The organism is Clostridium sp. (assembly GCF_051278035.1).
Taxonomy (GTDB): Bacteria; Bacillota; Clostridia; order Clostridiales; family Clostridiaceae; genus Clostridium_AD.
Window position 1 is genome coordinate 1 of sequence record NZ_JBNMNU010000073.1, and the last position, 20305, is coordinate 20305.

Genomic DNA, 20305 nt, shown 5'->3' on the forward strand with positions numbered 1-20305 from the left:
TCCATTCCCCCTCTTATGATGTCTATCATAAGAAAGTTTACATTAAAGTGGAGGATATTTCAATTAGAATTGTGGTGTAGTTTTAGATTAACATATACAACATTATCAGCCCATGTCCAAATAATGGTTTTTAATTGGTCCTCACTAATTCTTAGTTAATATAATCATCACACGCTCTTTTAATCTCCTCAACAAGTATTTTAGTTATTGGACGATATTTAATATAATTAAGTAAATTCATTCTATTATCCTTTTTATGTATCGTTTTTGTATTATTTATATTGATTTTGCATTAATATTGTAGCATAATAAAATACATAAATGCTATTAAATCCTTAATGACCGTAAAACCAAATGGTACAATTAAATTAATGTTTAACAATAAGAAATCTTTTTACAAAATATAAATATATACAATATAATGTGGTTGTAAAGATGTTGCAACACAATATGTTGTGTTATAATAATAATGGAAGGAAATAGAAGAAAAATTGACATAACATTGTGTATGTTATTTTATTTATAATAAATAACATTTTAACTATAATTTTAATAGGGATATTATGTATATAAGTAATCTTGTGGAAAGAAATTTGTTGAGACTTTCTTAAAAGAAGGGAGGTATGGTTATGAATAAAAAGGAAACAGGTAAAATTATTTCATCAAGGTCGTCCAAAACATTAAATAGTCCAAGTTCATCAGCAATTCAAAAGAAATTAGCAGGCTCAGCGTTGTCTCAAAGCAGTACAAAAAAACAAACAAGTAAGTCTATGGAAACAACAGCTTCTAAAGTTCTAAAAAGTCCTAAGTACAATAGTGATACTAAAACGTTGGCCGCAAGTGTATTATCTCAAAGTAATAAAAAAAGATAGGAGAAGAAAATTATGGGGTTACAAGCTTATTTTGAAGACTTTAATAAAAAAATAAAAATGGATTATAATGAATTAAGTGAGTTAGCAGAGAAAAGGGAAATTATATTAAATAAACTTAGAGCAGATGATGACTTACCAAGTTTTAATAAATTTAATCAAGGTAGCTATGCTATGTATACGGGAGTAGAACCTTTAGATAAGGATTATGATATAGATGTTGGTATAAGATTTAATGTTAATAAAGCAGACTATAACCCTTTAGAACTTAAAGAAAAAGTATATAACATTTTGAAAGACCATACCGATTACGGTGCTGAGATAAAGAAACCTTGTGTAACTGTTAAATATAAGAAAAATGGTGAGGTGGCGTACCATGTTGATTTAGCTATATACTCTTATGAAGATAAAAATAATACAGATAGTCAATTATATTTAGCAAGAGGAACTAAAAAGGATAATGAAGAGTGGGAAAACTCAGACCCTCTAAAATTAAAATCTGATATTATGGAGAAATATGAAGATAGTGAGCAAAGATCCCAATATAGAAGGATAATAAGATATATGAAAAGATGGAAAAATATCAAATTTAGTGGAAATGGTGAGCCACCAGGAATAGGTCTAACTCTATTAGCATATCAAAAATTTAGTCCACAGAAATATGATTGGTTAGAGTCTAAATACAAGTTTGATGACTTAGAAGCCTTAATAGTTTTTGTGCAAGAAATAAAGAATATGTTTGTACCTACAAAGTATTCAAATGAAAGAGAAGAATACTTATATAAAATAGAGGCATTCTTACCTGTAGCTCCATTCACAAATGTATTCTTAAAAATGACAGATACACAAATGACTGCGTTTAAGAAAAAGATGTACAAATTATTTGATGATTTACAGGGAGTAAAAAAGGAAAGCGATATAGTAGAGCAATGCACTAAACTAAACAAAATATTTGGAGATGATTTCACTATTCCACTAAAGGAAAATGAATCGAGGACACAAAATAATTTTCTGCCACCAAGTAGTGCGTCTGGAAAAGGATTATAAAAAATGAAGCAAAAAATATTAGATATTCTCAATAATAATAGCAATATAACACAAACACAAGATATTAGTTTCATTAAAATATACATTGACAAAAGCTATCAATATATATTTAAATTTATATATACGATAGTGGATACGGAAATTCCTATGGTCATTGGAATTCCAGTTAATTGGGATAGAAAGCTATTAGATGTTTACATTGAAAATTATAGAGAATTTAAATATATACCTCATGTTGGCAGTAACGGAAATCTGTGCCTTTTTGATTTGGAAGGAGTTTTAATTGATAAGAATTTTGATGGTTTATTAAATCAAACCTTAAGAAGGATTAAAAAGACTTTATGGGATGGAATTAATGAATTAAACAACGAAGATTTCATTGAAGAATTTGAGTATTATTGGGGACGGTTACCAAATACAAAGGTACTAAAGTCTATGATATGTACAACTAAAGATATAAAACTTATCAAATATGCAGATAATCTAAAGAAGGTTATTAAGAAAACTAAAAACAACTATATTGATGTTTTGAGAAAAAAGAATCAATATAGTTTGGTTTCCTCGGACGCAGAGAAAGATTTTAGTACATATAAAGATATGAATATTATAAAAAATGGGATATATATTTATATAGAGACGCGAGAATACATTTATCCTCCAAAATGGATAGAAGATTTAAATATAAAATATATTAATAGCTTATTAAACCATAATTCCTTAGATAAAAATACACTTATACATAACATTAATAAGTGTAAGGGTGATTTAGTATTAATATTTAATATTAAACAGCCTAATGATTGCAATAACATGATAGGGGTAATTATAAAGGATTATAGTATTGATAAAGCATCTATAAATATAAAAATACAGTCTAATGTGTTCTTAATTCCATGCTCAGTAACAAGGTGTGATAAGGAGTTTCTTGTAAATAGAGGTGGAGCAATTATAGGTATAGAAAAGAAAAGAATTTTAGTTATAGGGTGTGGCTCTATTGGAGGATATTTAGTAAGTGAACTTGTGAAAACAGGTATTAATTGCATAGATGTAGTAGATGGCGATTTATTAAAAGAAGAGAACATTTACAGACATTTACTTGGTATGGAATATGTTAATGAATATAAGTCGAAAGCTATAGTAGATTATATCAAGAAAAATATTCCAAGTGTAAATATTTGTAGCTATGAAGATAATATTGAAGATGTAATTGAGGATGATAGTATAGCTTTATCTGAATATGACCTAATAGTATCTGCTGTTGGAAACCATAATGTAAATAGGTGGATTAATGAATACGTACATAAAAATAATATTGAAACACCAGTTGTTTATTTATGGAATGAGGTTTTAGGTATTGGTAATCATGTAGCCTTTATATCAATAAATAATAAAGGATGTTATGAGTGTTTTTTTGGTAAAAGTGATGAAGGGATTTATGATAAAACATCATATTGTGAGAGAGGACAAAATTTTACTAAGAAAATAAGGGGATGTGGTTCAGCATATTTACCATTTAGTTCGACAAATTCAGTTACTACAGCTATTGCAGGAACAGAAGTAATAAAAAAAATTTTTGAATGCAGGATAGAAGAGAACTTTCTAAGCTCAATAAAAGGTGATGATTATTATTTAAGAAAGGAAGGATTTAAGACTTCTAATAGGTACAATGTGCAGAGTAAGGATAAGCAAATTCTTGAAGGTAAAAAATTTAAAAAAGAAGACTGTTGTGTTTGTGGGGACAATTAATATGTGTATTATAATTAATTTACAAAATAAAAAGATTAAAATAGATGATGGTATAGTGAAGTTAATTAGTTGTTATAAACAAATAGATAGAAAAGATTGTGAAGCAGGAGGCATTTTAATAGGTAGGGAAAATAAAGAAACTGGTAATCTTATAGTAGAGTATGCTACTGAGCCATATGATAAAGATAAAAGAAAAAGAATGTCCTTTTATAGAAAAGATAAAAAACATATAGATTTTTATAATAAACTTTATGAGGATTATACTGGTATATATGCTTATATAGGGGAGTGGCATTCTCACCCAGAGGATTATCCTAACTACTCTTCTATAGATATTAACAATTGGAAGAAGATTTCAAAAATCAATGTAGATAAAGAAAAAATATATTACCATCTAATAGTTGGTAATAAGGAGATTAGAGTGTGGGAATATCACTATAATTCTAAACTTGCTAAAAGAATATATTAGAGGAATGAGGAAATTAATTAAATATTTAGCGGATAGGAGTAAGTATGAAAAAGGGATTAATTAAGTACTTTAAAACAGTGAAGCTTAGATATATAGCAATAGCTACAGTAACAATGAGTTTTGTGTTAAGTGGGAATGTTATTGGGAGCATGTCAGAAAATGTTCAAACACAGCAGATAAAAGATATATTGCTAATGTATAAAGATTTAGCAATATTAGTTGAAAGGCTATTACCTTATAGTTATATGAGGTGGATAGTATCAATAATGATTATTTTATTTTGGGCTTTAATTGTATATGTTCGATTTTTTTATGAAAAACCTATTCAGAATCCCAAAAAAACAATTCATATTTTAGCACATTCTTCATTAAGCAAAACCCAATTTAAATTTAATGAGGAATCATTAAAAATATTCCAACCAATTATAGAGGAACTTGACCTAATAGAAGATCTTAAAGTAGTAAAAGAAAATTATACTATGATACAAGCTATTGTAACTAAACAAGACAACCTAATTGAAAAGTTTAAGGGGAAAATCAATAATGATGATAAATACGGATATATGGGAATTTCACATACCCCGCTGATTTTGAGAGCAGGATATAAAATAGGAGATGAAACAAAATTCACTATGCTTCATAAGAAAAGAAATGTGGATTATTATGAGCAATTAAATAATAGTGAGGTATATTCTCCTATTAAAATTGAAAAGAAAAATATTAAAGATAATTGTACGGAACTTATAGTGGCAATATCAACTACGTTCCCAATAGAAGATAACCAATTAAATATTTTACAACCAGAGAATAAAAGTATACTAAAGTTTAAAACAGATGAGTTGGGTTTTGATGTAATTACAAGTGAGAAACAAGTTGAGGACTATGTAAGTTATATACTTAGAGAAGTAAGACAAATTAGAAGAGATAAAGGGATAACTAAGATTCACATGATCCTATCATCATCAGTTGCATTTACATTTGCTTTGGGACAAGGACTAAGCAGTAATTATGACACAGAGATAATAGTTTATCATTTTGATATGAAAAATCCTAAAAAATATCCATGGGGTATCTCTATATTTGAAGAGTCTATGAATTGTGTAGTAGTTAAATAATAAAAAGGGTGGGTAACATGAACTTTGATATTATTGATATCTGGGAAAGGCTATATAAGAAAGTTATTATTTTGTCAGTTATAGTAATCACTATTTTGAGTGTGAATTGGTACTTAAATTTAAAGGATAAGAGTGATACATTTATTATTAGTACTTTATATGCCTTATTCCTATTTGGAATAGGTATATATATGAATTACAAGGGAAATAAAATTAATAAAAAGTTTTATGATAGAAAAGATTATTATTTAATTCTATCAAGACTAAAATCCGTTTTTAAGACTATGAATTTAGAAAATTATTCAGATGAAGATGTATTTAGGGCAATTATATCTTTTAAAACTTTCACCAGTAGAACGAACGGTATGAAAGATGTACAGGCATATGTTCCAGAACAAGGTTTTAAATTTAAGCATAAAGAGTTAAATTTAGAAGATGACTTTATTGAAAGAAGGAATACATTATTAGAAAAATTGAGAATTAATATCATAGATTACATTGATAAAAAATCAATTAATAAAAAATACACATATCCACAGATAAATAATATATACTTCGAAGCAAGAGAATGGTGTAGTGAATATTGTAATCTTAATAGAGACGAACTGGAAAATATGGAAACATATATTTACGATTTGTTTTCAGAATTACAAAATGAAATGGATGAATTGGAATGTTTAATGGGAAAAATCACTAAACTATATTCTTCATATAGAGAAAAAGTAGAATGGAATATGAAAACAATCGAATGTATTTATGGAAAAAGATTAGAGTATGAATTTTATAAGGAGGATAAATATATTAATGAAATAAGAGCACTTAGAGATATTGTTGAGAATGTAAATAATAATATGTGCTCTAATAATGAATATGAGGAATTATCAAGCAATATTAGTGAATTGAGACAGGATATAATTTCATTATATGAAAAAATTGAATACGTTGAAGATAATTTGACAATTGAAATTGATACAGCAAAAAATGAGTTGCTTAGTGACCATTAAAAATAATCAAAGCAAAATTTGTAGGTTGTATAATGATTTAATTTAAAGTTAGATATAACATACAATGTTATTTTATTGTTCAATATCTAATCTTGAGATTTTGCTAACTCACCTAAAAGGTACGCACATAGCTTGGCGGTCGTATTTTTAAATGAGCATTATGCTTATTAGCAAAAAGTTAGGTTTTGAGGTGCATGATGACTAAATAGCATGTAAAATATCATTATATTTCGCAGGCTATTTAGTATAGATACTATCATTTTTATAAAATTAAAGACTATAAAAATAGGTGATTAACCTTATAAAAAACAATTTACAATCTTAAAATAGGTTCGGTCATATCATATACGGAATGGAATATCCATTTTTGATATATGGAATATTAGTTAATAAATCATTATTATAATTACTCAATTATAATAATGGTTTTAAATCTGAATTTTCTTATACATCTTTGTAAGATACTCTATATAGCCTTTAGCTGTATCTATCGCTGTATTTATTGTTATGGCCTTGTTCTCTGACATAGGTATTTCAGTAAATATCCGATAAAGATTAGGGTCTATATCTATTGAATCTCCGATTTCATCACACATATCGGCTAAATAATTCTTAAATATATTAAATATACTAAGCTTATCTGCAAAATCTACTTCAATTCTAATTATGTTATCCATTCCACAATAGATATTAAGCATAATATCACCTTTCCCAGAGCCAATTCTTATGATGCTTTTTGTTAGGTCTTTATAATTATGTACCGCTAAATGCCAATATACATCTTCTCTTAAACCTTTTAAGATAGCTTTAGAAATATCATTTCCAATTGATTCATTATTGAGAGGAAATACAAACACTTTATCCGTATTTACAATTCTCGAACTCACTTTAATACATTGGTTAACAGTGGGCTTATTATATATAAGGGTACTTTTTTCGTAAGAACCATTATGAATATGGTTTTGCAATTCAAATATTAAGTCCATTGCTATATATACAAAATATACCTTCACATTGTAAGATGCTATTAATTTTTCAAGTTCATTTATATCTTCGTTTAAAAAGTTTGGAGACATTAAAATTATATGTGCAAAGTGTTCTTTACCAATGATTTCTAAAATATTAATTAATTCCTTTCTATGAGTCATAAAATCTTGTACACAACTATTTCTGATGGAAAGTTCTACAAATACCATTGAATTTTCATCTATTTCACCAAGTAAGTCCACTCTGATTTTATTATTATTAAGTCTAACTTGCGAATGTATATGTTTAATATTACTATCAATTATGTTTTTAAATATCTCTTTCTTATTTTTAAAAATTTCAACTATATACCCCTCTTTATCACAATATTTTTTTATACCATTTATTTTCATATTCTTTTTTCAGCTCCTTCATAGTTCTTCTGCTCACTTTTAATTCAAATAATGCGTCATATATCTTATAAAAACTTTGTTTGCCTATATTACGTTGGTTATTTCTATATCTGCTTATTGTTGAAGTTTTAATATCTGTAATGTTACTAAGCAATACATTATTTATTCTGCATTTATCCATTATTATGTCAAAACTATCATTTGATATAATCTTTTTAGTCATTATTAAATCAATCCTTTCAGGTACATACATAAATTGTGATTATCACACATTTCAATTATTGACTAACTATTAAAATTTAATACATATTACTTATATTTTAATTATTATAGTGGAATAATATAATAAAAGTAATACGAAGTTGGAGTGCATTTTTGTATTGAGAAGGTTTTTTATCTGAAGAGCTATGGGCAAGATAGCTCTTTTTTTAGTGAATTACCATAAAGAAAAGTTGGAGTATGGGTACATTTACGAAAAAATCTAATCTAATACATAAAGAAGATAAGTGTTTTGTAATTGATCGACTCTAAACAATAGTTAATTATTGTATATAATGATATAATTTATATGAGAATTAATTCTCAGTGGTATTATATTGTGTAATGAAATTTATTAAGTGAGTATGATTAATCGTAAATCTACGATATTTGAATAATAATTAGAAAAAATGAATTAGTTATATTATAAATATACGAAGATTGTTTATTGTTTATATAAATGGAGGTTGAGGAGGTCATGATGAAAAGGAGAGAATTAATTGAAATATTAAAACGGTTAGATCCTTTAATAATAGAAAATAATGGGCCTACTTCGATTTTTATTGATGGTAAAGATAATAAAAAGGTAAATATATCTGCTTTGTCAGTAGATAAGGATTTTATTATTGTTACAACAGGGAAATACCTGTTTAAGCGTAAATACCGAATTAACAGAAATGAAATTATTTAAGAGCACTAACGAAAATAATAAAAAGAGAAATACAAGGAGGAGAAAACAATGATTATTGAATCGAGATGTGGAATTAATTGTTCAAAATGCGAATATAGAGAAACTACTGAGTGTAAAGGGTGTGTGAATATAGACAAGCCATTTTGGGGAGAAAAATGTACTGTAAAGTCCTGTTGTGAAAGTAAAGAACTATTGCATTGTGGTGAATGTGGAACTTTTCCATGCGATTTACTAAATAGTTTTTCTTATGATAAAGAACAAGGGGATAATGGTATGAGAATTGAACAATGTAGAAAATGGGTATAAATAAGGTTTCAGTTAAGTAAATATATTTTTAAACTGCGTCAAACTTGTATTATAATACGGAGGTTTAAGAACAATTAAGGAGGTAACTATGGATTGTATATTTTGTAAAATTGTAAAAGGTGAATTACCATCTAACTTAGTATTTGAGGATGATTTAATTATGTGTTTCTTAACTATAGTGCCAATAAATGAAGGTCATATACTTATAATTCCTAAAAATCACTATTTAGATACTGATGAAATTCCAACTGAGGTAGTAACGTCTATGATGGTATTATCTAAAAGAATTGTTAAGGTAATTAAAGAAAAGTATTCTCCAGATGGCTATAGTATAATGCAAAATGGTGGAGAATTTAATGATATTGGACATTATCATATGCATGTTTTTCCAAGATATAAGGGAGATGGATTTGGGTGGACATTTAGTGATAAAAAACATGTTTTTTCACAAGAGATTGCCAAGGAATTAAAAGAGATGCTTGATAAAGAAATTTAAGATTATTACTTTTTGCATCGTAATATTCGTAAATGTTACATCAATCGTAATTCTACGATATATGAATAGTAGTAAAGTATAATGAAGTAAGATTATTTGTGGAATAGGAGGATTACACATGAAATTTAACGGACTAATTCCAGAATTATCTGTAGCCAGTATTACCGAGTCAAAAAAATTCTATATGGATATATTGGGATTTCATTTGGAATATGAAAGGGTAGAAGATAAGTTTGTATTTCTTTCTTATGGCGAAGCACAGATTATGCTTGAGGAGATTAATGGGCATTGGAACACAGATGAATTGCAATATCCCTTTGGCAGAGGTATGAATTTTCAAATAGCTACAGATGATGTATATAAAATTGCATATAACATTAATCAATATAATATAACACTGTTTAGAGACATTGTGGAAAGCCAATACAAATGCGATGGGAAAGTTATTGTTCAGAAAGAGATTCTATTTCAAGACCCTGATGGCTATTTATTAAGATTTTCACAAACTGAAATCAAAAACTAAGCGGGGAGTGTTGTAATAGTGGATGAATTTACTCAAAAGGTTGCTGATTTGATTAGTGAAGAAGCAGATAAAAGAGCAGGGATAATGGTTAAGGAAACACTTAACAAAGTTGTAAAGAATTTAATAAGGCATTTAAGTATTGAGGATATAGTGTGTGATACAGAATTATCCGATACTGAGGTAAGAAGTTCTCTTCAAGAGATTGTAGACATAAAAAACAATATATTAAGGCTTTGCGGTCAAACTGAAAATTTAGAAACAATAGAGAGCTGTTTTCACTTAGATGAGTTTAAATGTACAATGGAAATTACAAAGAATAAAGAATAATTTAGATCTGTTAATTCCCAGTTTTATTATACCGATAAACTTTTAAATTAACAAAAAATGTTTATATGAAGATAAAGATAAAATTATTTATTAAGGAATTATTGAACTGAACTTGATTAATTAAATAATAAAAAAAATTATAAGGGGGGATACGTAATGAATAACATAACAAAATTGAAGGTTGGTGATTCGATTGGTATTTTCTCGCCATCAGCACCTATAACATATTCATGTCCAAATAGGTTTCATAGGTCCAAAGAATATTTGCAGAGTAAGGGATTTAAAATAGTAGAGGGAAATCTAACAGGGAAAAGTGACTTCTACAGGTCTGGAAGTATTAAGGAAAGAGCAGAGGAGTTAAATGCTTTAATCAGAAACCCAGAGATAAAATGTATTATGGCTACAATTGGAGGAATGAACTCAAACTCAATTCTTCCATATTTAGAATATGATGAATTTAAAAAAAACCCTAAAATTATAATAGGATATTCTGATGTTACAGCAATTCTACTTGCTATATATGCACAAACAGGGATAAGCACTTACTATGGACCTGCATTAGTAGCTTCATTTGGAGAATTACCACCCTTTGTTGATTTTACTTATAAATATTTCAAAGAAATCACTATGGATAAAATGAAAATTCCTTATGTCTTTGAAACTCCTGAATACTGGACAGATGAACACGTTAATTGGGAAACACAAGATAGGATCAAAGTAAAAAGAAAAAATCAATGGATTACAATCTACGGGGGCAATGTCAGAGGCAGAGTAATAGGTGGGAATCTGAATACAATGCAAGGTATATGGGGTAGTAAATACATGCCTGAAATAAAGGATGGAGATATACTTTTTATAGAAGATTCTTTAAAAGATTCTGCAACGATTGAAAGATGTTTTTCATTTCTAAAAGTAAATGGTGTATTTGATAAGATTTCTGGAATCATACTCGGAAAACATGAATTATTTGATGACATGAAGACTGGCAGAAAACCATATGAAATATTAATAGAAGTATTGGAAGATAAGATATTGCCATTCATTGCAGATTTTGATTGCTGTCATACACATCCAATGATGACTTTACCAATAGGATGTGAGATTGAACTTGATGCTACAAATAAGAAAGTAACAATAATAGAAGATTGGCTCAAATAAAATTTCTTATAATGGCCGATTGGAAAAAAATGCGAGGTAACATATTTTATTAGGCAGGTGTATTTGTGCGGAAATTATAAAGTTGCAGAAAAATGATATCAGAAATGCTCTTGATTTAGTGTGGAGAGTTCTTCAAGAATTCAAGTAATCAGATTAATTAAAACAAGGCATTGAAGAATTCAGACTCTTATAGTAGGTTGTAATTATAATTTAGAATATATTAATGATTATTTATAATTCCTTGGGGGTTTTAATATGAAAATTATTATTAGAGAATGCACAATACAGGACTATATAGAAATTGTTTTACTGAATAAAAATGAAATGGGTTATGAATATCCCGCTGAAGGTACAAAAAAGAAATTAGAACAATTAATAAATGATAGTAATCATAAAATATACGTAGCAATAGTTGCTGATAAAGTAGTTGGGTATATTCACGCAAATAATCATGATTTGCTATATGCACCACCTTTGAAAAATATTATGGGTATTGCTGTTTTATCTGATTTTAAAAAAAATGGTATTGGGAAAATGCTTTTAAATAAAATTGAAGAATGGGCACAAGACACAGGTGCTTATGGCATCCGATTGGTGTCAGGAGCAAAAAGAGTTGGAGCTCACGCATTTTATATAAAGTGTGGCTATATTGGGAATAAAGAACAGAAGAATTCTAAGAAAGTTTTTCAAGTATAGAAAGATGCATAATCAATTAGGAATATAGTGTTGGCACAATAATAAAATATGACGATGATGTGAAATAGTGTTTTTTATTATGAAAACGGAGGGATTCACAATGAAAAAAGCTTTGATAAAATGGTTTGTAATATTAGTTTGCTGTTTTATAGTATCTACATTCTTACATGAAATTGCACATGGAATAAGTTCTTATACTGTTGGTGCTCATGTCAGTACAGGATTTAATAAAGTTGGGCAAGTATATAAGTATCCTAAAGATATAGATTTTAGAAAAGGATTGGAGGATTATCAGAATCCTTGTGATATGGGACCTACCACTACATTAATTTTAGCAATTGGGTTTACTTTGGCTTTAAGTTTAATAGATACAAAAAATAAAGTAACTACTATGATTATTGGAGGATTTGCTTTATCTAATTCATTGATTAGGCTAATACCAATGAGTATTTCTTATTTTAGATTTATTACTAAAAGTGCGTTTAGTATGGAGGATGAAATAGGTACAGGTCTTTTATGGTATAAATTATCCAGTTTAGAAGTGATGAAATATATACCATCTTTAATTTCCATAATAGTATCACTAATTTGTTTACATTTTGTAATAAACTCACTAAAAAGTAAATTACCATTTCTATTTTCAAAAGGTAGTAATTTTACAGTTGTTTGTGCAATTGCTTATATAATTTCATTTGGTATAGAAAATGGATTGGACAATTTAATAAGGATAAATTGGATATAAAGAAACACATTTACAATATGTTTAGTCGTAATGTTATTCAATGATTCATCAATCATTAATTTACGTTATGGGAAACTTCTTTCAGTTTTTATTGTAATATTGACAACAGGTCAAAAAAAAGGCAAAAATGCGTCCACTATCATTTATTTTTAAAGTAAGGAAAATATAATTTAAAATCGAACAGATGACCAAACAAATTGGTTAACCTTAATTGTATTGTATTCAAATAAATTCTTATAAAACGAATTACTAAGGGGGAAGAAACTATGATTATACGGTTAGCAAAATCAAATGACGAAGAAAAAATATCAGTATTAATAGCACAGTTCAGAGTAGATTTGAGACGGCTTAAAACAGTTAGATCTATTCCTAATATAGAGCAAGGAAAAGAAGAATTTAGAGAGTATATGGAAGGGAAGTATCCTGTATTTGTGGCTGAGGATAGTAACAAAGAGCTATTAGGATATTTAGTATGCCGAGTTGAAAGTGAAACGGTTTGGGCTGAATCTTTATTTGTTTCTCATAATACAAGAAGAAATGGAATAGGCTCAAAATTATATGAAAAGGCAGAGGATATTGCACAAAGATTGGGTGGAAGTACAGTGTTTAATTATGTACATCCTAATAATGATAAAATAATACCGTTCTTATCTAAAAGAGGATATAATGTTCTAAATCTTATTGAGATAAGGAAAGCCAGAGAAAACGAAGTATTAACTCAAAAGATCGGTGTTGGCAAGTATGAATATGATTACTAATTATAAGTTCTGAATAATCTTAAAAAAGATCTAAAAATCTATGATAATAAAAGGATTGATAAAATATGATATTTAAAAGTATACGGGGAGAATTTAAATCATTTGAACAGCTATTAATGACATTGGAAAATCTGACAAGAAAGCAGTCAACTCTTTTAGTTGGAGTAGATGGCTGTGGTGGTTCAGGTAAAAGTACATTTACAAAACAATTAGCAAAATTGAGTTCAGATATAACTATTATACATATGGATAATTTTTATATATCATCAGCTAAAAGAATTAAGGAGACTGCTATAGAAAAACCTATTGGAGCTGATGTTGATTGGCGGAGATTTAAAGAACAAGTATTAGATCCATTGGCTAATAATGAGAATTCTAAATATCAAATATATGACTGGGCTTCAGATATGTTAGGTGACTGGAACGTAGTATGTATTGGCGGAATAGTAGTTGTTGAAGGAGTTTATTCTATAAGAAAAGAATTGGTTAATTTGTATGATTATAAAGTTTTTGTTGATTGTTCGAGGGGAATCCGTCTTGCCCGTGGAATTAAACGAGATGGAGAAACATCAAGAGACATGTGGGAGAAAAACTGGATGGTTCAAGAAGATAAATATATGAAGGAGCATAAACCATATGAACAAGCAGATTTAGTTATAGATGGTTGTGGAGATATCTAAAATGGTATCCAGTATTTTTAATTAACCTGAAATAATTGAACAATTAAATAATATGTAAGAGTTTAATAATGAAAATTAAAGTTAAAATAACAGTTAGATAAGATCATAGGCATATTACAATAACATTAATTATTATATTTGAGTGGTCAAAAAACAGTGAAAGGGTGATTTTAAATGGGTATTAGGTTAGAGATTGAATTTTTGTTCATAATTATTCTACCTATGTGGATACTGGTTAGAGTAGTTTCAATTCTCAAAAATCGCAGTAAAGTTCAGTTTTCAATTAAAAGAGAAATTGTGTTAAATCTTTTTCTTGTCTATATTCTCTGTTTTATAGGAATAACTTTATTCCCACTAATGATAACCTGGGATGGAAGTAAGGGGATGGTTTCAGTAAACCTTGTACCAGTCTTTAACACAATAGATAGTGTTATTAATATTCCACAAGATCCACAAATGCATAATTTTATGATTAGATTTTGGATTAAAAATATTTTGGGTAATACGTTACTATTATTTCCATTTGGATTACTACTCCCAATATTATGGAGAAAATTTTACAATGTTAGAAAGACACTTTTATATTCATTTTTATTTTCTTTAGGAATAGAGATTATTCAACTTTTATCTTACTATGTAGGCAATATAGGCAGGTCATTCGATATTGATGACATAATATTAAATACTTTTGGTGCTTGGATAGGATACATGATTTATAAGAAGATTGTACTAAAATTGATTAACAAACAATTTCTAAATGGCATTCAAAGGAATGTAGATTATAGTAAATAAATGTTTTGTGCCAAAATTGTATTTTACGATGAAACAGAGAGGGGATAGAATGTTTGAGTTCGAGGATTTTGATTATTTAACAGATGGTGAAATTGATTTAAAGATAGAAGGAAAGACACCTTCTAATGATGAAAAAGGCTATGTACCTGCATATAAATATAGGATTACTTTACACAATTCAAATGATAGTATAGGTGTTATTGATATTCGTGTCGGCTATAATCAGAATATATATTATGGTGGTCATATTGGTTATGAGATTAAAGAATCTTATAGAGGCAACAATTATGCTTCAAAGGCTTGTAAAATCATTAGACAGGTAGCAATTGCTCATGGAATGGATAGTTTAATAATAACTTGCAATCCAGATAACGTTCAATCTCGAAAAACTTGCGAGAAGGCGGGGCTTAAACTTAAAGAAATAGTAGATTTGCCACCACATAATGAAATGTATCTAAAGGGTGAAAAACAAAAGTGTGTATATGAATGGAATTTAAAATAGTAATTATTTTGGAATTTTCATTATTTGCGTCACAACGGCAAAAAATTTCCCTATACCACTAAAATAGATATTGACGACTTAACTATAGAGAATACTTAATTTGATGCTATTTAAGGAGGAAAAGATATGTTACTCAAAGATTTCGAAAACTTTATTATTGATAATTTTACAAAAGAAAAATTAGAGATTGTAAAAGGAAAAAATGAATATGGATTCACTAATATCGGGAGAGAAGAAGTTTCAAAAATAGGATATTGCACCAACTTAACTATTGAGTCTGCACAAGAGGCAGTAAAAAATAATGTTAATTTACTAATAACACATCATGATGCTTGGGAATGGATGTGTGGATTAAAGGAAGATGCACTTAAAATTTTAAAACAAGGTAACATAACGCATTTCTTTGTTCATTTACCATTGGATGATGCTGAATTTGGTAACAACACTTCAATATTAAAAAAACTTGGATTTAAGGTTATAGATAAATTTTCAAACGATGAAGGAATGTATTGTGGAAGGGTAGGAGAAATAGATGAACCTATTGAGTTTGAAAAACTTGTAAATAAAATAGAAATGTTGTTAGAAGAGCCAATACGAAAATGGAAAAACAATGAAAGATTAATAAAGAAAATAGGAGTAATAACAGGTGCAGGTTTTTCTGCCATTGATATAAAAGATGCTGTTAATTTAGGATGTGATATATATTTTACTGGCGAAAAGATACTTTATACTGTTCAATATGCACAATATAGTAAAATAAATCTTATTGTTGGCAGTCATACATTTACTGAAATATTTGGATTGGAAAGTTTAGTCAAAATGATTAATGAAAGATATCCTATGGTAGAGGCTATAAGAATTAAAGAAGAGCATATTGAGTAAGTGCGGAGCTGTGGCACATTTTTTATATAATTAAGGGTGGGTATTATGGATACATTAACCCATTTACGAAAGGAGATAATTATGGAAAATTTTAATATTATTTATCCAACATTAAATCATAAGAATTATATAGAGACTGTTTATAAATTTTGTGAGGTTAATAAATTTTCAATGATATTGAAAGGTTCTTTAGCAAATGGTACAGCAACAAAATACTCTGATATTGATTTGATAATTTTGGGAGATATTACAGATTGTAAAGTTGATGAAATTATAACGCTTTATAATGAGCCAGTTATGACTAATCTTACAGAAAACCCCGAAGGCATCTTAATTTTGATTTATAAGGATACCATTTCTGTAGATTTAGATATAAGAGAAGTAATTTCACAAGAAGATCTGGTGAGTTGCAAAGTTCTTTTAAAATACGATACAAACTTTGTCATAAGTAACGAAAAGATTATTAGAAAACAAATAACATCAAATTATATACCTAATAGACCTACTTGGTATAAGATTTTAAGGTTAGTACATAAAGGAATTATTAAGTATCTATCAAATAAAACGGATAGTGCATATGGTTTCTTATCAGAAATCAAAAAGAGCCTTATTGTTCTTGAAATTCATGATTTAAATTTTAATAATAACTTTAAAGATGATATTCAATGTATTTTTTATGAAATTTGTAGAAAATTTAAGGTTAATTCACAGATGAAAATTCTATTTAGTACCCTTTTTAAGGAACTTTAATGATGGGATATTCTTTATGTGCGTTACAACAATATAAAAATGCGAATGAAATTATAAAAAGTGGGTGTTAAATTATGAATGATTTATTTTTAGTTGAGCCAAGAATAGAATATCAAAAGAGTTTTGAAAATTATGTTTTAGCATATAGAAAAACAAATGATAATTGTTATTTGAACATATATAATAAGGGGTTAGAGAATTTTGATGGATATTTAAACGACTTATACAATCTTTCTAAAGGAATAGATTTACCTCAAGGATGGGTTACAACCTCAACATTTTGGTTGATTGATATTAATAAAGTAGTCGGAGTAGTGCGAATTAGACATCAAGAAATAGAGTGTTCTGGTCATATAGGTTATGATATATCACCATGTTATAGAAATAAAGGTTATGGCACTCAAATTCTAAAATTAGCATTGGGTGAGTCAGAAAAAATAGGAATAAAAGAAGTGATTGCCAATTGTAGCATAGATAATATAGCTTCTAAAAAAATTATAGAAAAGAATAATGGAGAATTATTAGGAATTATTTTTGATGAAGAGGATAATGAAAACCTGTATAAATATAGCATTCCAACAACTAATAGCAGACTATAAAAAAAATAGGTGGTTAATTTAGATAAAATTATAATACTTGGTGATTGTTTCATTAAATAGCGAAGGATTTGAATGGAACGATGATGCTACGTAATATTCTTATATTGTTCATCAACAAGAGTAGAAAAATGCGAAATAAAGGAGCAACTAAAATGTATGAACATATAAGAATAGAAACAGAGCATTTAATAATTAAAAATTTTATTAATACTGATATTTATCAATTGCATAGGATAGTAAATAATGAAGCAATAATGAAATATGTCCCATTTGCTCAAGAAAGAACCCTTGAAGAATGTGAAGAATTAATGAGAAGAATATTAAAGAGATATAAAGAAAGTACACTTTCTAAATTTGAAGGATTTCTCTTAGTGGTAGTTTCAAAAGTTAACAATGAATGTGTAGGTTTTGTTGGATTATTCCCACTTACATATGATATTGCAGAAAATGAATTATTCTATGGGCTATTTGAAGAACACTATGGAAAAGGATATGCAACTGAAATTGGGAAAGCCATTATTGAGTATGGGTTTAACAATATGAATACCATTAAGATAGTTGCAACTGTTAATAAAGATAACGAAGTATCAAAGAAAGTGTTGGACAAGATAGGAATGTGTTTTGAATCCGAAATAGAGGAGGAAGATGATAGTTCTTATGATGGTGAGTTGATGTATTCAATAAAAAACATAGGTACATATTAGTTATTCCCTTCAGTCGCACCTTTCGTATCATGCGTCACAACTAAAAAAGGTTTAGTGAAAAACCGATGGTTGCGATATGCCCAGATTGTGAAGAAATAAGTTTATATATTGAAAATATTGATAAGGTTAAATAATGAACATAGTGGTTGGTTATGTTTAAAACGAATTAAAATTTAAAAATCAAATCTATTTTATGAAGCATTGTTGGAAATGAAAGTATCTGCATTAGATTGGGGTATATTACTATAGTGTTGGAAGTACAGCATTGGGAGGTTATAAAATGGATTATATGGGAAACAAACAATACTGGGATGATAAATTTGAGAATAGAGATGATAAGCTATTAAGTCCTGAAAAGTCAGTGGTTGATAATATAGGATACTTCAAAGTAGGTTCCGTTCTTGATATTGCATGTGGGGATGGAAGGAATACACTGTTTTTAAGTGATAAGGGCTTTAAAGTAACAGGAGTTGATTTCAGTAGTAAGGCACTTGAACGTTTAAAAATGTTTGCAGAACGAGATAATTATTTAGTAAATACAGAACAAATTGATTTAAACATTGCAAATTCATTAAAGGATATAGGCATATTTGATAATATTTTAATTAATCATTATAGATTAAATAAGAATCAACTTGCAGATATAGAAAACCATATAACTGATGATGGTATTTTATTTATCTGTGGGTTTGGGGACAAGCACAATGTTGACTCTAAAATTAAAAAAGAGGATTTAATTCAAATAACTGATTTTGAAAATATAGAAAATTCATTTGAGTTAATTAAATACTTAGAAAATAAAGATGATAGAGGAGTTTTTGTTACTTATATTTATTGTAAGAGGAAAATTCAAGTTTAAACAGTAAAATATTCTGCAACAAGGAGATGACCATATTTGGATATGAAACATATAATGCTAATTATTATGGTCTCATTAATGGAGATGTTAATTCTTGTGAATTATATAGTTATTCGAAGGCGTTAGGGGGATTTATTGTATGGAAAACAAGAAAATTTACTTTGCAACAAAGGCACTTATTATAAAAAACAATAAATATTTAGCATTACACAAGACCGAAGAAATAGGTGGCTTATGGGAATTGCCTGGAGGGAGGATGGAGTTTGGAGAAACAGCGGAAGAGACGCTATTTAGAGAAGTAAAGGAAGAAATTAATTTAGTTATAAATTCATATAAACTTTTAGATACTTGGAATTTTGTTTCTAAGGAATACCAAATAACTGGTGTTATCTATTTATGCACAATAAAAGATGGTAATGTAATACTATCTGATGAACATGATAAATACCAATGGTTAGAGTTCAATGATGAGAGTATTAATGTTATGCATGATGTATTTAAAGAAAAAATGATAAGATGGGATATAAAAGAATTTCAGTAGGTATGAACTCTAATATATTATTATATTAAGCCACAGTGGTAATTTATTATGACATAACTATATTTATAGAAATTGAACAACGGGGGACAATTAAATGTATTTAGAAATGAGTGATAAAGTTAATCTATATGTAAAACAGTCTGGAGAGGGTATACCTTGTATATTCATTCATGGTGGTCCAGGAGAAGGTAGTCTTGACTTTGAAATATTAGGCGGTAATTCATTAGAAAGCTTTATGAATATAATATATTTTGATCAAAGGGGAAGTGCAAGGTCAGGAGGGACTATTGATGGCGATTATTCTATAGATAGAATAATAAATGATATTGAAGAAATAAGAAAAAAATTAGGAATAGCAAAGTGGATAGTAATGGCACATTCATTTGGAGGGATTATAGCTGTAAATTACGTT

27 protein-coding genes are annotated in these 20305 nt (G+C 28.0%); 25 read left to right on the top strand and 2 right to left on the bottom strand.

Features of this window, described 5'->3' with window-relative positions; genetic code table 11:
• Positions 1-629 precede the first annotated feature (629 nt).
• Genes ACJAX4_RS12080 through ACJAX4_RS12105 form a run of 6 tightly spaced genes read left to right on the top strand, consistent with a single transcriptional unit; the run spans position 630 to position 6250 of the window.
• Positions 630-872 (top strand): hypothetical protein, encoded by a 243-nt coding sequence (locus ACJAX4_RS12080; RefSeq protein WP_435789713.1) that lies wholly within the window; start codon positions 630-632, stop codon positions 870-872.
• 12 nt (positions 873-884) lie between these two features.
• Entirely contained in the window at positions 885-1916 is a 1032-nt protein-coding gene (locus ACJAX4_RS12085; protein ID WP_435789714.1) for a nucleotidyltransferase domain-containing protein, read from the top strand.
• A gap of 3 nt (positions 1917-1919) precedes the next feature.
• Positions 1920-3662, top strand: coding sequence for a ThiF family adenylyltransferase (locus ACJAX4_RS12090; RefSeq protein ID WP_435789715.1), 1743 nt, complete (start codon positions 1920-1922; stop codon positions 3660-3662).
• A 1-nt stretch (position 3663) separates the two neighbouring features.
• Positions 3664-4131 carry a Mov34/MPN/PAD-1 family protein gene (locus tag ACJAX4_RS12095; protein ID WP_435789716.1) on the top strand — a complete coding sequence of 156 codons (468 nt, stop codon included), beginning with the start codon at positions 3664-3666 and terminating at the stop codon, positions 4129-4131.
• A gap of 44 nt (positions 4132-4175) precedes the next feature.
• The gene (locus ACJAX4_RS12100; RefSeq protein WP_435789717.1) at positions 4176-5246 is read left to right on the top strand and encodes an SAVED domain-containing protein; all 1071 of its coding nucleotides are present in this window, start codon (positions 4176-4178) and stop codon (positions 5244-5246) included.
• A gap of 17 nt (positions 5247-5263) precedes the next feature.
• Entirely contained in the window at positions 5264-6250 is a 987-nt protein-coding gene (locus ACJAX4_RS12105) for a hypothetical protein (RefSeq protein WP_435789718.1), read from the top strand.
• A 428-nt stretch (positions 6251-6678) separates the two neighbouring features.
• On the opposite strand, the gene ACJAX4_RS12110 is transcribed toward ACJAX4_RS12105, so the two are convergent.
• Both ACJAX4_RS12110 and ACJAX4_RS12115 read right to left on the bottom strand, forming a co-directional pair.
• On the bottom strand, positions 6679-7629 hold the full coding sequence (locus tag ACJAX4_RS12110) for a hypothetical protein (protein WP_435789719.1): 951 nt from the start codon (positions 7627-7629) through the stop codon (positions 6679-6681).
• The gene (locus ACJAX4_RS12115; RefSeq protein ID WP_435789720.1) at positions 7598-7852 is read right to left on the bottom strand and encodes a hypothetical protein; all 255 of its coding nucleotides are present in this window, start codon (positions 7850-7852) and stop codon (positions 7598-7600) included. The genes ACJAX4_RS12110 and ACJAX4_RS12115 overlap by 32 nt, the downstream gene beginning before the upstream one ends.
• 516 nt (positions 7853-8368) lie before the next feature.
• On the opposite strand from ACJAX4_RS12115, the gene ACJAX4_RS12120 reads away from it, so the two are divergent.
• The 19 genes from ACJAX4_RS12120 to ACJAX4_RS12210 all read left to right on the top strand — a co-directional run.
• Entirely contained in the window at positions 8369-8578 is a 210-nt protein-coding gene (locus ACJAX4_RS12120; RefSeq protein WP_435789721.1) for a hypothetical protein, read from the top strand.
• A 51-nt stretch (positions 8579-8629) separates the two neighbouring features.
• A complete protein-coding gene (locus tag ACJAX4_RS12125) occupies positions 8630-8884 on the top strand; it encodes a DUF3795 domain-containing protein (RefSeq protein ID WP_435789738.1) in 255 nt (84 codons plus the stop codon).
• A gap of 88 nt (positions 8885-8972) precedes the next feature.
• Positions 8973-9380 carry an HIT family protein gene (locus ACJAX4_RS12130; RefSeq protein ID WP_435789722.1) on the top strand — a complete coding sequence of 136 codons (408 nt, stop codon included), beginning with the start codon at positions 8973-8975 and terminating at the stop codon, positions 9378-9380.
• 118 nt (positions 9381-9498) lie between these two features.
• Positions 9499-9903 (top strand): VOC family protein, encoded by a 405-nt coding sequence (locus ACJAX4_RS12135; RefSeq protein ID WP_435789723.1) that lies wholly within the window; start codon positions 9499-9501, stop codon positions 9901-9903.
• Between the two features lie 18 nt (positions 9904-9921).
• On the top strand, positions 9922-10230 hold the full coding sequence (locus ACJAX4_RS12140; protein ID WP_435789724.1) for a hypothetical protein: 309 nt from the start codon (positions 9922-9924) through the stop codon (positions 10228-10230).
• A 156-nt stretch (positions 10231-10386) separates the two neighbouring features.
• Complete coding sequence (locus ACJAX4_RS12145; RefSeq protein WP_435789725.1) at positions 10387-11388, top strand: S66 family peptidase; 1002 nt, start codon at positions 10387-10389, stop codon at positions 11386-11388.
• A gap of 255 nt (positions 11389-11643) precedes the next feature.
• Positions 11644-12084 carry a GNAT family N-acetyltransferase gene (locus tag ACJAX4_RS12150; RefSeq protein ID WP_435789726.1) on the top strand — a complete coding sequence of 147 codons (441 nt, stop codon included), beginning with the start codon at positions 11644-11646 and terminating at the stop codon, positions 12082-12084.
• Between the two features lie 100 nt (positions 12085-12184).
• Entirely contained in the window at positions 12185-12826 is a 642-nt protein-coding gene (locus ACJAX4_RS12155; protein WP_435789727.1) for a hypothetical protein, read from the top strand.
• 266 nt (positions 12827-13092) lie between these two features.
• Positions 13093-13584, top strand: coding sequence for an N-acetyltransferase family protein (locus ACJAX4_RS12160; protein WP_431548645.1), 492 nt, complete (start codon positions 13093-13095; stop codon positions 13582-13584).
• Between the two features lie 65 nt (positions 13585-13649).
• Entirely contained in the window at positions 13650-14264 is a 615-nt protein-coding gene (locus tag ACJAX4_RS12165; protein WP_435789728.1) for a uridine kinase family protein, read from the top strand.
• Positions 14265-14438: 174 nt separating this feature from the next.
• Complete coding sequence (locus tag ACJAX4_RS12170) at positions 14439-15056, top strand: VanZ family protein (protein ID WP_435789729.1); 618 nt, start codon at positions 14439-14441, stop codon at positions 15054-15056.
• Positions 15057-15105: 49 nt separating this feature from the next.
• Entirely contained in the window at positions 15106-15558 is a 453-nt protein-coding gene (locus ACJAX4_RS12175) for a GNAT family N-acetyltransferase (protein ID WP_435789730.1), read from the top strand.
• Positions 15559-15684: 126 nt separating this feature from the next.
• Positions 15685-16440 (top strand): Nif3-like dinuclear metal center hexameric protein, encoded by a 756-nt coding sequence (locus ACJAX4_RS12180; RefSeq protein ID WP_435789731.1) that lies wholly within the window; start codon positions 15685-15687, stop codon positions 16438-16440.
• 81 nt (positions 16441-16521) lie between these two features.
• The gene (locus ACJAX4_RS12185) at positions 16522-17190 is read left to right on the top strand and encodes a nucleotidyltransferase domain-containing protein (RefSeq protein ID WP_435789732.1); all 669 of its coding nucleotides are present in this window, start codon (positions 16522-16524) and stop codon (positions 17188-17190) included.
• 74 nt (positions 17191-17264) lie between these two features.
• Positions 17265-17789 (top strand): GNAT family N-acetyltransferase, encoded by a 525-nt coding sequence (locus ACJAX4_RS12190; RefSeq protein ID WP_435789733.1) that lies wholly within the window; start codon positions 17265-17267, stop codon positions 17787-17789.
• A gap of 152 nt (positions 17790-17941) precedes the next feature.
• Positions 17942-18493 carry a GNAT family N-acetyltransferase gene (locus ACJAX4_RS12195; RefSeq protein WP_435789734.1) on the top strand — a complete coding sequence of 184 codons (552 nt, stop codon included), beginning with the start codon at positions 17942-17944 and terminating at the stop codon, positions 18491-18493.
• A gap of 280 nt (positions 18494-18773) precedes the next feature.
• Complete coding sequence (locus tag ACJAX4_RS12200; RefSeq protein WP_435789735.1) at positions 18774-19352, top strand: class I SAM-dependent methyltransferase; 579 nt, start codon at positions 18774-18776, stop codon at positions 19350-19352.
• A 139-nt stretch (positions 19353-19491) separates the two neighbouring features.
• Positions 19492-19893, top strand: a complete 402-nt coding sequence (locus ACJAX4_RS12205; protein ID WP_435789736.1) for an NUDIX hydrolase — start codon at positions 19492-19494, stop codon at positions 19891-19893.
• Between the two features lie 94 nt (positions 19894-19987).
• A partial coding sequence (locus ACJAX4_RS12210; RefSeq protein WP_435789737.1) for an alpha/beta fold hydrolase occupies positions 19988-20305 on the top strand: 318 nt, incomplete at its 3' end.

Bases quoted from the DNA above. Each gene is read 5' to 3' on its own strand.
- ACJAX4_RS12080 (WP_435789713.1), top strand. From the start codon at position 630: ATGAATAAAAAGGAAACAGGTAAAATTATTTCATCAAGGTCGTCCAAA.
- ACJAX4_RS12085 (WP_435789714.1), top strand. From the start codon at position 885: ATGGGGTTACAAGCTTATTTTGAAGACTTTAATAAAAAAATAAAAATG.
- ACJAX4_RS12090 (WP_435789715.1), top strand. From the start codon at position 1,920: ATGAAGCAAAAAATATTAGATATTCTCAATAATAATAGCAATATAACA.
- ACJAX4_RS12095 (WP_435789716.1), top strand. From the start codon at position 3,664: ATGTGTATTATAATTAATTTACAAAATAAAAAGATTAAAATAGATGAT.
- ACJAX4_RS12100 (WP_435789717.1), top strand. From the start codon at position 4,176: ATGAAAAAGGGATTAATTAAGTACTTTAAAACAGTGAAGCTTAGATAT.
- ACJAX4_RS12105 (WP_435789718.1), top strand. From the start codon at position 5,264: ATGAACTTTGATATTATTGATATCTGGGAAAGGCTATATAAGAAAGTT.
- ACJAX4_RS12110 (WP_435789719.1), bottom strand. From the start codon at position 7,629: ATGAAAATAAATGGTATAAAAAAATATTGTGATAAAGAGGGGTATATA.
- ACJAX4_RS12115 (WP_435789720.1), bottom strand. From the start codon at position 7,852: ATGACTAAAAAGATTATATCAAATGATAGTTTTGACATAATAATGGAT.
- ACJAX4_RS12120 (WP_435789721.1), top strand. From the start codon at position 8,369: ATGAAAAGGAGAGAATTAATTGAAATATTAAAACGGTTAGATCCTTTA.
- ACJAX4_RS12130 (WP_435789722.1), top strand. From the start codon at position 8,973: ATGGATTGTATATTTTGTAAAATTGTAAAAGGTGAATTACCATCTAAC.
- ACJAX4_RS12135 (WP_435789723.1), top strand. From the start codon at position 9,499: ATGAAATTTAACGGACTAATTCCAGAATTATCTGTAGCCAGTATTACC.
- ACJAX4_RS12145 (WP_435789725.1), top strand. From the start codon at position 10,387: ATGAATAACATAACAAAATTGAAGGTTGGTGATTCGATTGGTATTTTC.
- ACJAX4_RS12150 (WP_435789726.1), top strand. From the start codon at position 11,644: ATGAAAATTATTATTAGAGAATGCACAATACAGGACTATATAGAAATT.
- ACJAX4_RS12155 (WP_435789727.1), top strand. From the start codon at position 12,185: ATGAAAAAAGCTTTGATAAAATGGTTTGTAATATTAGTTTGCTGTTTT.
- ACJAX4_RS12160 (WP_431548645.1), top strand. From the start codon at position 13,093: ATGATTATACGGTTAGCAAAATCAAATGACGAAGAAAAAATATCAGTA.
- ACJAX4_RS12165 (WP_435789728.1), top strand. From the start codon at position 13,650: ATGATATTTAAAAGTATACGGGGAGAATTTAAATCATTTGAACAGCTA.
- ACJAX4_RS12170 (WP_435789729.1), top strand. From the start codon at position 14,439: ATGGGTATTAGGTTAGAGATTGAATTTTTGTTCATAATTATTCTACCT.
- ACJAX4_RS12175 (WP_435789730.1), top strand. From the start codon at position 15,106: ATGTTTGAGTTCGAGGATTTTGATTATTTAACAGATGGTGAAATTGAT.
- ACJAX4_RS12180 (WP_435789731.1), top strand. From the start codon at position 15,685: ATGTTACTCAAAGATTTCGAAAACTTTATTATTGATAATTTTACAAAA.
- ACJAX4_RS12185 (WP_435789732.1), top strand. From the start codon at position 16,522: ATGGAAAATTTTAATATTATTTATCCAACATTAAATCATAAGAATTAT.
- ACJAX4_RS12190 (WP_435789733.1), top strand. From the start codon at position 17,265: ATGAATGATTTATTTTTAGTTGAGCCAAGAATAGAATATCAAAAGAGT.
- ACJAX4_RS12195 (WP_435789734.1), top strand. From the start codon at position 17,942: ATGTATGAACATATAAGAATAGAAACAGAGCATTTAATAATTAAAAAT.
- ACJAX4_RS12200 (WP_435789735.1), top strand. From the start codon at position 18,774: ATGGATTATATGGGAAACAAACAATACTGGGATGATAAATTTGAGAAT.
- ACJAX4_RS12205 (WP_435789736.1), top strand. From the start codon at position 19,492: ATGGAAAACAAGAAAATTTACTTTGCAACAAAGGCACTTATTATAAAA.